The following is an 11,684-nucleotide window of genomic DNA, read 5'->3' as shown; positions in this document are numbered from 1 at the left end:
CCGATCCTAATACCATTAGGAACTACCCTACTAATGATAGGTTGATCTGTTATCGACAGCACGTTGATTTTTATCGACGGTGTGTAGACTTCTTTGTATGGCTGCGGCAACCAGTGGTAAGCGGAGACACGGGCCACGGAAGGGAGACCTGCGGGAGAAGGCGATCCTCGACGCGGCCGAGGAACTGCTCGGGCGCGACGGCATCGAACTGATGACCGTCGAGTCGATCGCCAACAGAGCGGGGATCTCGCGGGCCGCTCTGTACTTCTACTTCGGTTCGAAGCTGGACGTCCTGACGGCGCTGGTCAAGAGGACCGTCGACGCGATGGCCGAGCAGGCCGACGTCGCCCAGGCCGCGGAATCCTCAGCCGACGACGTGATCACGGCTTCGGTGCGGCATACGGCCGACTTGTGGCGCGAGCACGGTCTGGTACTCCGGGCCGCCGTCGACCTCGCGTCCGGGGCACCGGAGATCCGCGGGTTGTGGACCGGAACCGTCACTCGGTACGCCGCGGCCATGACCGAGGTGCTGTCCCGGGCGAGCCGTCCCGATCCGGCCATGGCCGAGGCGCTGTGCTGGATGACCGAGCGCACCTTCTACTGGGCGAGCGTCAACGGCGACGACCTCGACCGCACCGCCGAAACCTGCGCACAGATCTGGTGCGCGACGATCCGAGGGACCACTGATGTCTGAATTCTTCATCACCGGTGTGAGCAGCGGCCTGGGCCGCGCTTTCGCCGAAGGGGCACTGGCCGCCGGCCACACCGTGATCGGCACCGTCCGCAGACCCGCGGACGCCGAGGCCTTCACCGCGCTGCACCCGTCCAGGGCCCACGGCCGGCTGCTCGACGTCACCGACGACGAGGCGGTGTTCGCGCTGGTCGAGGAGATCGAGACCCAAATCGGCCCGATCGACGCGGTGATCGCGAACGCCGGCTACGGCCACGAAGGCGTCTTCGAGGAATCGCCACTGTCGCAACTGCGCGACCAGTTCGCCGTCAACGTCTTCGGAGTGGTCGCGACCGTGCAGGCCGTCCTGCCATATCTGCGACGCCGCCGCGCCGGGCACATCTTCGCCGTCTCCTCCATGGGTGGACTGATGACCGTGCCCGGGCTGTCGTACTACTGCGGCAGCAAGTACGCCGTCGAGGGCATCCTGGAAGCCGTCGGCAAGGAGGTCGCCGGCTTCGGCATCCACGTGACCGCGATCGAACCGGGCTCGTTCCGCACCGACTGGGCCGGCCGGTCGATGGTCCGCGCCGAGCGGACGATCGCCGACTACGACGAGTTGTTCGAGCCGATCCGAGCCGCCCGCCAAGCCGCCAGCGGAAACCAGTTGGGCGACCCGGCCAAAGCGGCGGCCGCCGTACTGGAGGTCTTCAACTCCCCGGAGCCGCCCGCACACCTGGTTCTCGGCTCCGACGCCCTGCGACTGGTCCGGGCCGGCCGCGCAGCGTCGACGCCGAGATCGATCAGTGGCAGAAGCTCACCATCAGCACCGACTTTCCGACTGGAGCCCAGCTCGGCTGAACCGCAACCGCCTGGACCTGCTCACGCGGTCGAGCGGGTGAGTAGGTCCAGGCCGGCACGGTCATCAAGCTGCGAGGTCGCGCCGCGGCCCATTACCCAAGGAGTGCTGATGAAAGACGATTTGTCGCGGTATCGGATCGAGCTGGAGGGCCCCGATGAGGGAGTGCGACGGGTGCACGAGCTGCACGCGCCGTCGATGGAGGACGCGTTGGCGAAGGTCCGTGACGTGGACCGGTGGCCGAGCAGCGGATCGGGCAGCGATCCAGCCAGGTTTCGGGTGGTGGAGGCCAGTGAGCAGAGTGATTTCAGCGACGCTCGCGACCAGCGAAACGCGCGCCGGCGCTACCTCAACGTCATCGTGGAGGCCGGCCTGACGGCGCTGGGCATGAATAGGCACAGCCGATTCGGCGGCACGCACCGAGGCAATGACCCACTCGAACCGGCCGGCGTCCTGCGGGGCTGTCGGTCCAGGGCTGCGGGTCGTGGACGTTGGCACGAGCCAAGGTGCCTCGGAGTTCGGGGCGTTGGAAGTGGTGTTGACGTGAGTCAGTTCCCCGAGGCCGCGAGGTCGAGAGCGATGTCGGTGATCATGTCTTCCTGGCCGCCGACCATGCCGCGCCGGCCGACTTCGACGAGGATCGTGCGGGTGTCGAGGCCATAGCGCGTTGCCGCGGCTTCGGCGTGGCGGAGGAAGCTGGAGTAGACGCCCGCGTAGCCGAGGCTCAGGGTCTCGCGGTCGACCCGGACTTCGCGGTCCTGAAGCGGGCGCACCAACTCGTCGGCGGCGTCCATCAGCGGGAACAGGTCGCAGCCGTGGTCGAGGCCCATCAGGTCGGCGACGGCGATGAACGCCTCGATCGGGCAGTTGCCGGCTCCGGCGCCTTGTCCGGCCAGGGAGGCGTCCACTCGAACGGCGCCGTTCTCGACCGCGACCACACTGTTGGCGACGCCCAGGCCCAGGTTGTGGTGGGCGTGGATGCCGATCTCGGTCTCCGGTTCCAGCAGGTCCCGGTAGGCGCGTACGCGGTCCCGGACGCCGTCCATGGTCAGGCGGCCGCCGGAGTCGGTCACGTAGACGCACCAGGCACCGTAGGACTCCATGAGCCGGGCCTGCCGCGCGAGCTCGGCGGGCTCGGCCAGGTGGGACATCATCAGGAACCCGGCGACATCCATGCCCATTTCACGGGCTGCGCTGATGTGCTGAGCGGAGATGTCGGCTTCGGTGCAGTGCGTGGCGACCCGGACCGATCGGACGCCGAGGCGGTACGCCTGCCGCAGATCGTGCAGGGTGCCGATGCCGGGCAGCAGCAAGGTGGTCGGGATGGCCTGGCGGGTGACGTCGCAGACCGCTTCGATCCATTCCCAGTCGGTGTGCGCGCCGACGCCGTAGTTGATGCTGGAGCCGGACAATCCGTCGCCGTGGGCGATCTCGATCACGGCTACGCCCGCCGCGTCCAGTGCCCCGGCGATCGTCCGCGCCTGCTCGACGGTGTAGCGGTGCCGGACGGCGTGCATGCCGTCTCGCAGGGTCACGTCCTGGATGTACAGGTCGTTCATCGGAGGCTCTCCTGCCGGTGGGCGGCGATGCGCTCGGCGGTTCGCAAGGCCGCCGAGGTCATGATGTCGAGGTTGCCCGCATAGGCGGGCAGGTAGTGCGCGGCGCCTTCGACCTCGAGGAACACCGATACCTTGACCGCGTCGGCGGGTGCGCCGACTGGGATCAGCCGGTGCAGCGGGTCGTCGGGGCTGACGGGTTCGAACTGGACCTTCTGCTTGAGCCGGTAGCCGGGCACGTAGGCCTGCACGCGCCCCACCATCGCCTCGATCGAGGCAGTGATGGCCTCGGTGTCGGCGCCGGACACGAGGCAGTGGACGGTGTCGCGCATGATCAGCGGAGGTTCCGCCGGATTGAGAACGATGATCGCCTTGCCGCGCGCGGCGCCACCGACCTGCTCGATCGCGGACGCGGTGGTCTCGGTGAACTCGTCGATGTTGGCCCGCGTACCGGGACCTGCCGAGCGCGAGGAGATCGAGGCGATGATCTCGCCGTAGTGCACCGGGGTGACGGCGCCGACCGCGGCCACGATGGGGATGGTGGCCTGCCCACCGCAGGTGACCATGTTGACGTTGGGGGCGTCGAGGTGTTCGTCGAGGTTGACCGGCGGTACGACGTAGGGCCCGAGCGCCGCGGGGGTGAGGTCGACGACGGTGCGGCCCAGGGCGCGCAAGACTTCGTCGTGGCGCCGGTGTACACCGGCCGAGGTGGCGTCGAAGACGCAATCGACGTCGGCGAACTCGTCCAGCCGCACGAGACCGTCGATGCCCTCGTGCGTCGTAGCGACCTTGAGCCGGCGGGCCCGGGCCAGGCCGTCGGAGTCGGGGTCGATCCCGGCCATGGCGGCGATGTCGAGGTGTTCCGACAGCCGCAGCACCTTGATCATGAGGTCCGTGCCGATGTTGCCCGAACCGATGATCGCCACCTTCGTGCGGCCGCTCATGACGCGCTCCCGTCCGGGGCGAAGCTGATCCGGACGGAACCCAGGTCTGAGATCCGGGCGGTGAAGACGTCGCCGGCTACGGCGGGAACCATCGGCCCCAAGGCTCCGGTGAGGACGACGTCGCCGGCGCGCAGCGGCTCCCCGCGCCGAGCCAGCGTGGAGGCCAGCCAGGCCGCGGCGTTGAGCGGGTCGCCCAGGCAGTCGCGGCCACTGCCCTCCGAGACGAGCTCGGCGCCACGGTACAGCCGCATTTCGACTGCGGCCGGTTCGACGTCGCCGATGGACACGCGCGCATCCCCGAGGACGAACAGGCCCGAGGAGGCGTTGTCGGCCACGGTGTCGACGATCGTGATGTCCCAGTCGGCGATCCGGCTGTCCACGATCTCCAGGGCCGGGGAGACGGACGCCGTCGCGGCGCGTACGTCGGCCGGGGTGCAGTCGCGACCGGTGAGGTCGGCGCCGAGGACGAGCGCGATCTCCGCTTCGATCTTGGGCTGCAGGAGTCGCCCAGCCGGCACCGACCCGTCGTCGGCCAGAGCCATGGTGGAGAACAGCGCCCCGAAGTCGGGCTGGTCGACCCCCAGCTGCCGTTGTACAGCCGGCGATGTCAGCCCGATCTTGCGTCCGATCAGGCGATGCCCGGCCGCAAGCTCGCGCTCGGCGTGAAGCCGCTGGACGGCGTAGGCGGCGTCGATGTCACCGTCGGCGAAGAGATCGCGAACCGGCGGGCACGGTGTGCCGGTGTCGGCCGCGGTCGCGAGCAGCTCCGCGGCCTTGTGCACGGCAGTGCTCATCATGACTCTCCGCGATTCCGGATCGAGGACATCAGTGGACCTCCGAAGGCGTGACTGTGACTTCTCCAGGACTTCTCAGGTATAGGTCGGAGAGTCGAGGTATGCCAAAGTTTGTTCCGTGGAACGGAACAGGCCGACTGGCAACATGCTCGACAAGACGATGTCGATCCTGAGTTCCTATCGGCCAGACGGTGGATCGTTCCGTCTTACGGAACTCGCTGCCAAGGCGGGGCTGACCAAGACCACGGCCTTCCGCCTGGTCGGCGACCTAGTCCGGCTCGGCCTGCTGGAACGCGAAGGTGAGCGGTACCGGCTGGGCGGTGCCCTGTTCGAGTTGGGGTCACTCGTGCCGCGTCGACACGACCTTCGCGAAACCGCGCTGCCGTTTCTCCAGGACCTGTTCGAAAGCACCCGCCAAACCGTCCACTTCGGAATTCGCGACGACCGCGATGTCGTGTACCTGGAGCGCATCCACGGCCACGATGCCATCCCGCTGCCGTCCCGGATCGGCGGCAGGCTGCCACTCACCTGCACGGCGATCGGAAAGGCGCTGCTCGCGTTCTCCCTGCCCGAACTGACGGAGGCGATCCTCGCGGATCCGCTGCCGCGGCTGACTTCCTTCTCGATCACCGACCCGGTCCGGTTGCGAACCGCCCTGGAACAAACCCAGGTGTCCGGGCTCGCGTACGAAGAACAGGAAGCGGCGCTCGGCGTCAGTTGCATCGCCGCCCCGGTGTTCTCCGGCGCGGTGGCCGTCGCAGCCGTGTCGGTGGCGGTCCCGCGCGAGCAGTTCCGGCCGGCGCACCTCGCCCCGGCAGTGCGGACAGCCGCGCTCGGTTTGTCCCGCACGCTGAGGTAGCCGACTGAGAACCCCGGCGGCCCCGCGCCCGGTGGGGGAGGGACGCCGAGGCGGACCTATCATGACCGCATGGTGAGGGAATCCGGCTCTGCGCCGGCTGCTGCCGGCTTGAGCAGCCAAGAGAACATTTTGAACGCGGCTCGCACCCTCATCGGCGAAAAAGGGTACGACGGCATGGCCATCTCGGACCTGTCGGCGCAGTCCGGGTTGCCACCGAGTTCGATCTACTACCACTTCGGGAACAAGTTCGGTGTCCTGGCAGCACTCCTCGAACGGACCTTCGAGGAGATGCACGCCTTGTTCCCGAATCCGTCGTCGTTCGACGACCTGGCTCCGCTCGAGCGTCTTGAAGAGTGGTTCTCCGCGGCGTGCCGTTCCCTGGATCAGCGACCCGACTACCTTCGGCTTCTGGTCGCGATCAGCGTCGGCCCGCACAAAGATGCCGAGGCGGTCCAGCAGACCGTGCGCCGCATCCGCGACTACGCCCACGCGTCCTGGGTGGAGGCGCTCACTCCGGTCTTCGCGCCGAACGGCGGCAAGAGCAACGAAGCCCTCGTCGAGCAGTTGGCTGTTCTCGGACGCGCCCTGACGGACGGCCTTTCGGTGACCAACAGCTTCGACGGCATGAGTTACAGCTCGCAGGTCGCCCCGTTCGTCTCCCTGATCCGCGGCTTGGCGGAGCAGCGAGGCGGCGCGGCAAAGCGTAAACGCTGAAGGCGGACCAGCCGCACCCGGATCATCGCCTGGTCGCAGGCTGACCTTGCTTACACCGTCGTTCCTTGTATAGTGAGCGCTACATACACGGAGTGAGGAGCGGCGCAGTGACGAGCATCTTGGATGTCGGAGACGCGCAACTGGCCTACACCGATGCCGGTTCGGGCAGCCCGGTCGTGTGGCTGCACGGCTCGGGACCGGGCGCTACGGGGATGAGCAACTTCGGCGGGAACCTGCCTGCTTTCGAGGACTACCGGAACATCGTGATCGACCTGCCGGGCTGGGGCCAGTCCCCGCGGCCCCAAACGGACGAGCCGTTGATCTTCCACGCCGCCGACCGGGTCCGCCGCGCGATGACGGCGCTCGGGATCGAACGAGCCCACCTGGTGGGCAACTCCTACGGGGGCGCTGTGGCCATGCGGATCGCGATGCGTTACCCGGCCCACGTGGACCGGCTGGTCCTGATGGCGCCGGGCGGAGTCCTCCCGGCGAACGCGCCGCCCTGGCCCGTCGGGCTCGAGCATCTTTTCGCTTACATGGCCGCGGAAAAGCCTTCGCGCGAGGCCATGGCCGAGTTCGTACGCCTGATGGTCTTCGACGAGTCCCTGGCGACCGAGGAGCTCATCGACGAGCGGTACGCATCGAGTCTTCGGGCCCACCCCGAACTGCCGATCCCCCCGAACTTCGGCGACCTGACCCCCGACCTGGCCGGCATCGGCGCCCCCACGCTGCTCGTGTGGGGCCGGGAGGACCAGACCGTTCCCCTGACCTGGGCGCCCAAGATCCTCGAGGGGATCCCGAACGCGGAGCTGCGCGTGCTCCCGCACTGCCGGCACTGGGTTCAGTACGAGCGCGCGCCCGAGTTCAACCACATTGTCCGCGAATTTCTGCAGGGCGGAGCAGCCGCCGCATCGGAGGAATGACCCATCGTGGGTATCAGGAAGCTGGGCTACGTCGGACTGAATGTCACCGACGTCGAGGCGTGGACCGACCTGCTCGGACAGACGCTGGGAATCGGTGTCAACCACGCGAAGGCCGGCACGGACAAAGTCACCTTGGCCGAGCTCGACGAGTACAAGTACCGCGTGGCTCTGTATCCGTCCACTGAGGACACTCCGCGCGAGCTCGGATGGATCGTCGACTCACCATGGGAGCTCGATCGCCTCACCCAGCGCTTGACGGACGCCGGCTTTGCCGTCGAGGACGGATTTGTGGAGGAGAAGGAGTTGCGCGGCGCAACCCACCTCCGCTGGTTCACCGATCCGGTCGGTTACCGCGTGGAGTTGGCGGTCGGCGAAGCCAAGGTGCGCCTCGGCGCCGATCGCCCGGCCGGCGGTCCCGGCGTCACCGGCTTGGGACACTTCGTCCTGGCCAGCCCCAAGCTCCAGGAACTTCGCGATCTTTACGAGTCGGTACTCGAGTTCAAACTGACCGACTACCGCGCTCCTGGGCTGTACTTCTTCCGCTGCAACCGGACTCATCACAGCATCGCGCTCGCGAACGCGGAGACGCCGTCGATCCACCACCTCGAGTTCGAACACGGTTCGATCGACGACGTCGGGCGAGCGTACGACCGGGCGAAGGCCAATGATGTGCCGATCTCGATCAGCCTCGGCCGGCACATGAACGACAAGGCGATCTCCTTCTACGTCCGGAATCCCAGCGGGTTCCACCTGGAAATCGGCTGCGGTGGCATCGAGGTGGGCGACGACTGGGTCCCGCACGACTTCGGCCGCTCGGACGAGTGGGGACACCACCACGCCGGCGCCAGCCCCTTCGCATCCCCCGAGTCATGACGAAGACCGTCTCCGGGCCCGATCTGTCCGGTCGCCGCGCCGTCGTCACCGGCGCGGCGAGCGGGATCGGCGCTGCCGTGGCGACCCGGCTCGCCCGACTCGGCGCCCACGTCTCGGTGTGCGACATCGACGCCGAGGGGGCAGAGCGAACGGCCGAGCAGATCGGTGGCGAGGTCCTCGCCATCGATCTCAGCAAGACCGCCGACCTGGCCGAGCGGGAGTTCGAAGCCGACATTCTGGTCAACAACGCCGGGGTTCAGCACGTCGCGCCCATCGAGCGGTTCGAGCCCGAACGGTTCGCGTTCATGCTGCGGCTGATGCTGGAGGCGCCGTTCCTGCTGAGCCGTGCCGTCCTCCCGCACATGTACGAACGCGGTTGGGGACGGATCGTCCACATCTCCAGCATCCACGGCCTGAGGGCCAGCGCCTACAAGTCCGCCTACGTCAGCGCCAAGCACGGACTGCTGGGACTGTCGAAGGTCATCGCGCTCGAGGGTGCGGCCAAGGGGATCACCAGCAACTGCGTGTGCCCCGGGTACGTTCGTACCCCGTTGGTCGAGAACCAACTGGTGGACCAAGCGGCGGCGCACGGGCTGACCACCGACGACGTGCTGTCGGAGGTACTGCTGGCCCGATCTTCGGTGAAACGCCTGATCGAGCCCGACGAGGTCGCCGGCGCGGTGGCGTACTTGTGCTCGCCCGAGGCGACATCCGTCACCGGCACCGAACTGCTCCTCGATGGAGGCTGGAGCGCCTCCTGAACCGCCTGGACGGCGACCGCTCCGCTCCCGCCGAAATCTCCGCCGACTACACCTCGAACTTCGCGAAAGCATCGGCGGCCGGTCTCCCTGAACAAGCGGGTCGGGCGGTAGTCAAGACATCAGCGAAGTTGTAGAGTGAGCGCTACATACACACGATGAGGTGGCCATAACCGGCCGCTTCAGTGCACCTGGCTGCGTTGCGGGTGATGTCCCTGACCTCTTCGCAGTTGATCGGCACCGACGAGTTGCTCTCCCGGCTGCCGTGAACTTCGACCCGACGTACGATCCAGCGAGGAGGCTCCAGGTGTTGGCCACTCCGGAGAATGCCGCCGAGGCAAGCGCAGGCCCGGCGCTCGTGCTGCTGCATGGCGGCGGGCCGGGCGTCGATGCCGTGAGCAACTGGGCGAGCGTGCGCTCCAGGTTCGACAGCGAGTTCCGCTGCCTGGCTCCCGATCTCCTCGGGTTCGGCACGCGGATCGCCGGAACCGGCGGGATCGAAGGGCCGCGGGCCTGGGCGATGGCCCGGGCACGACAGATCCTCAACGTTCTCGACCGCCACGGCCTCGACCGCGTGCACTTGGTCGGCAACTCGGCCGCGGGCGGGGCTGCGGCGCTGGCTCTCCTGTCGTTGGCGCCTGGCCGGATCGACCGCGCGGTCGTCATGGGGGGAGCAGGTACCGGACCGCTGCCTCCGGCGGTCCCCTTCTACGACGATCCGACCAAGCAGTCCATGCGGGCCACGCTCGGCCGGCTGGTGGCCGACGAGAGCGTCCACGGTGAACTGCTCGACGAACTCGCCGATGTCCGGATGCGGCAAGCCCTACGCCCTGGCGCCGAGTCGGCGTTCCGGTCGATGTTCGCCGACATCGAGGGCGGCCCCCCACCCATCGATCTCATCAGCATCGTCAACCCGGTCCTCGCGCTGCACGGGGAACTCGACCGGGTCTCGCCCGTCGAGGTTTCCGAGCGGCTCGTCGACGCTTTGCCCCACGGCCGCCTCGCGGTCGTGGCTGGGGCGGGGCACTGGATCCACGTCGACCGGCCGGATGAGTTCTGCAAACTGGTAGGAGAGTTCCTGAGCGCATGACACAGCCCATCAGCAACAGTGCGAACCGAGTCGACGTCCTGGTCGTCGGCGCCGGCCCTGCCGGCCTGACCCTCGCCATCGACCTGGCCAGGCGTGGCGTGGCGTGTCACGTCGTGGAGGCGACCGAGGAACGGGGCGTCAATCCCCGGTGCAACACCACGTCCGCGCGGTCGATGGAGATCTTCCGGCGGCTCGGGCTCGCCGACGAGATCCGACGGGCCGGGCTACCTCCGGACTACCCGACCTCGATCCACTACCGGACCACCCTGAGCGGTGAGGAGATCTTCCGCATCGACCTGCCCTCGGCTCGTGATGTGCTGGCCGGTGCCGGCAAGGAGGATTGGCCCACGCCGGAGCCGCAGCACCGGATCTCTCAGCTGTTCCTCGAGCCCATCCTGGAGCGGCATGCGAGCAAGCTTCCCGGGCTGACCCTCGAGCGCGGCACCCGGTTGGTCGAATTTCAGCAGTACGACGACCACGTCGAGGCGGTCGTGGAGACCGCCGGCGCGCGTCGTACTCTGCACTGCGCCTACGTGGTCGGATGCGACGGCGCCCATAGCGCGGTCCGACGCCGGCTCGGCATCCGCTACGAGGGTGTCGACGCGATCCAGCAGTTCGTGTCGACATTCGTCCGATCGCCCGAGCTGGGGCGGCTGGCCGCACGGGATCGAGCCTGGACGTACTGGACCTACGGCCGCCGGATCGCTTCGTTGATCGCGATCGACGGCGAATCGTTGTGGCTCAACCACGTCGCCTTCGCTCCCGACCACGACACCGAGGGTGAAGACCCCGAAGAACTCCTGCGGGAGGCGGTGGGGCGTCCCGTCGAGCACGAGGTGCTCGGCGTGGTGCGCTGGACCGGACGCCGGCTCGTCGCCCAGCGCTATCGCGCGGGACGGGTGTTCCTGGCCGGCGACGCCGCCCACGTCTGGATCCCCGTCGGCGGGTTCGGCATGAACGCCGGCATCCAGGACGCGGCGACCCTCGGTTGGATGCTGGCGGCGGTCCACCACGGGTGGTCGCCACCGGAGTTGCTCAACGCGTACGAGCTGGAGCGCAAGCCGGTGGGTGAGCAGTTCGCCAACGCGGTGGGTTCGACCGCGCGCGGCTCGTTCGCGGACGTCTCGCCGGACATCCACCTGCCCGGACCGGAGGGGGAGCGCGCTCGTGCGGAGCTCGCCGACCGACTCGCGGCCACGGAGCGGCACCGGTATTCCCCCGACGGCTTCAGCTTCGGCTACCACTACGCGGACTCGCCCCTGGTGGTCGGCGGCGAGGACCAGGCCGCGATCACCATGGGTGACTTCCAGGATCGAGCGCAGCCGGGGTTCCGGTTGCCGCACGTCTGGCTCGGCGGTGGCCTGTCGGTGCTCGACGTACTCGGCCCCGGCTTCACCCTGCTGCGGACGGACCCGAGTCTCGGCGTGAAGCACTGGACCTCGGCGGCGCGGGAGCTCGGGATTCCTCTCGCCGTGGTCGACCTGTCCGGTCAGTGGCCTGACCGCTATCCCGCTGCACTGCTGCTCGTGCGCCCCGACCAGCACGTCGCATGGATGGGCGGAGCGGACGCTCGTCCCGACGAACTCCTGCACACAGTCACCGGGCGCGTCACCGCCCACCAGCGGTAGAGATCACCAGGAAACC

12 protein-coding genes are annotated in these 11,684 nt (G+C 68.2%); 9 read left to right on the top strand and 3 right to left on the bottom strand.

Translation table 11 applies throughout. The features are described 5' to 3' along the window. Positions 1-97: 97 nt before the first annotated feature. Positions 98-694, top strand: a complete 597-nt coding sequence (locus ABD255_RS42650) for a TetR/AcrR family transcriptional regulator (RefSeq protein ID WP_344222587.1) — start codon at positions 98-100, stop codon at positions 692-694. Next, complete coding sequence (locus ABD255_RS42645; RefSeq protein WP_344222586.1) at positions 687-2,192, top strand: oxidoreductase; 1,506 nt, start codon at positions 687-689, stop codon at positions 2,190-2,192. Before ABD255_RS42650 ends, ABD255_RS42645 begins: the two co-directional genes overlap by 8 nt. Here the strand turns inward: ABD255_RS42645 and dmpG are convergent. From dmpG to ABD255_RS42630, 3 genes are read right to left on the bottom strand one after another with little or no spacing between them, the layout of a single operon-like run. Then, positions 2,078-3,088: a 4-hydroxy-2-oxovalerate aldolase gene (gene dmpG / locus ABD255_RS42640; RefSeq protein ID WP_344222585.1), complete on the bottom strand. Its 1,011-nt coding sequence runs from the start codon at positions 3,086-3,088 to the stop codon at positions 2,078-2,080. The genes ABD255_RS42645 and dmpG overlap by 115 nt on opposite strands. Then, positions 3,085-4,029, bottom strand: coding sequence for an acetaldehyde dehydrogenase (acetylating) (locus ABD255_RS42635; RefSeq protein ID WP_344222584.1), 945 nt, complete (start codon positions 4,027-4,029; stop codon positions 3,085-3,087). Before ABD255_RS42635 ends, dmpG begins: the two co-directional genes overlap by 4 nt. Continuing rightward, complete coding sequence (locus tag ABD255_RS42630) at positions 4,026-4,823, bottom strand: 2-keto-4-pentenoate hydratase (protein WP_344222583.1); 798 nt, start codon at positions 4,821-4,823, stop codon at positions 4,026-4,028. Before ABD255_RS42630 ends, ABD255_RS42635 begins: the two co-directional genes overlap by 4 nt. Before the next feature lie 118 nt (positions 4,824-4,941). Here ABD255_RS42630 and ABD255_RS42625 point away from each other — a divergent pair, with 118 nt between their 5' ends. The 7 genes from ABD255_RS42625 (at position 4,942) to ABD255_RS42595 (ending at position 11,668) form a co-directional block, all read left to right on the top strand. Next, complete coding sequence (locus ABD255_RS42625; protein ID WP_344222582.1) at positions 4,942-5,682, top strand: IclR family transcriptional regulator; 741 nt, start codon at positions 4,942-4,944, stop codon at positions 5,680-5,682. A 69-nt stretch (positions 5,683-5,751) separates the two neighbouring features. Beyond that, positions 5,752-6,396 carry a TetR/AcrR family transcriptional regulator gene (locus ABD255_RS42620; protein WP_344222581.1) on the top strand — a complete coding sequence of 215 codons (645 nt, stop codon included), beginning with the start codon at positions 5,752-5,754 and terminating at the stop codon, positions 6,394-6,396. 107 nt (positions 6,397-6,503) lie between these two features. After that, positions 6,504-7,319 (top strand): alpha/beta fold hydrolase, encoded by an 816-nt coding sequence (locus tag ABD255_RS42615; protein ID WP_344222580.1) that lies wholly within the window; start codon positions 6,504-6,506, stop codon positions 7,317-7,319. A 6-nt stretch (positions 7,320-7,325) separates the two neighbouring features. Further along, positions 7,326-8,192: a VOC family protein gene (locus ABD255_RS42610; protein ID WP_344222579.1), complete on the top strand. Its 867-nt coding sequence runs from the start codon at positions 7,326-7,328 to the stop codon at positions 8,190-8,192. Then, on the top strand, positions 8,189-8,953 hold the full coding sequence (locus tag ABD255_RS42605; protein WP_344222578.1) for a 3-hydroxybutyrate dehydrogenase: 765 nt from the start codon (positions 8,189-8,191) through the stop codon (positions 8,951-8,953). The genes ABD255_RS42610 and ABD255_RS42605 overlap by 4 nt, the downstream gene beginning before the upstream one ends. 304 nt (positions 8,954-9,257) lie before the next feature. Further along, complete coding sequence (locus ABD255_RS42600) at positions 9,258-10,040, top strand: alpha/beta fold hydrolase (protein ID WP_344222577.1); 783 nt, start codon at positions 9,258-9,260, stop codon at positions 10,038-10,040. Further along, complete coding sequence (locus tag ABD255_RS42595; RefSeq protein WP_344222576.1) at positions 10,037-11,668, top strand: FAD-dependent monooxygenase; 1,632 nt, start codon at positions 10,037-10,039, stop codon at positions 11,666-11,668. Before ABD255_RS42600 ends, ABD255_RS42595 begins: the two co-directional genes overlap by 4 nt. The last annotated feature ends 16 nt before the right edge of the window (positions 11,669-11,684 follow it).

It is taken from the genome of Kribbella sancticallisti (assembly GCF_039530625.1).
GTDB lineage: Bacteria > Actinomycetota > Actinomycetes > Propionibacteriales > Kribbellaceae > Kribbella > Kribbella sancticallisti.
The sequence above is the reverse complement of the archived record's forward strand: the minus strand, read 5'-3'. Positions and strand labels throughout refer to the sequence as shown.

What these genes read in the sequence shown, in the direction of transcription:
- ABD255_RS42650 (WP_344222587.1), top strand. Translation starts at nt 98, where the DNA reads ATGGCTGCGGCAACCAGTGGTAAGCGGAGACACGGGCCACGGAAGGGA.
- ABD255_RS42645 (WP_344222586.1), top strand. Translation starts at nt 687, where the DNA reads ATGTCTGAATTCTTCATCACCGGTGTGAGCAGCGGCCTGGGCCGCGCT.
- dmpG (WP_344222585.1), bottom strand. Translation starts at nt 3,088, where the DNA reads ATGAACGACCTGTACATCCAGGACGTGACCCTGCGAGACGGCATGCAC.
- ABD255_RS42635 (WP_344222584.1), bottom strand. Translation starts at nt 4,029, where the DNA reads ATGAGCGGCCGCACGAAGGTGGCGATCATCGGTTCGGGCAACATCGGC.
- ABD255_RS42630 (WP_344222583.1), bottom strand. Translation starts at nt 4,823, where the DNA reads ATGAGCACTGCCGTGCACAAGGCCGCGGAGCTGCTCGCGACCGCGGCC.
- ABD255_RS42620 (WP_344222581.1), top strand. Translation starts at nt 5,752, where the DNA reads ATGGTGAGGGAATCCGGCTCTGCGCCGGCTGCTGCCGGCTTGAGCAGC.
- ABD255_RS42605 (WP_344222578.1), top strand. Translation starts at nt 8,189, where the DNA reads ATGACGAAGACCGTCTCCGGGCCCGATCTGTCCGGTCGCCGCGCCGTC.
- ABD255_RS42595 (WP_344222576.1), top strand. Translation starts at nt 10,037, where the DNA reads ATGACACAGCCCATCAGCAACAGTGCGAACCGAGTCGACGTCCTGGTC.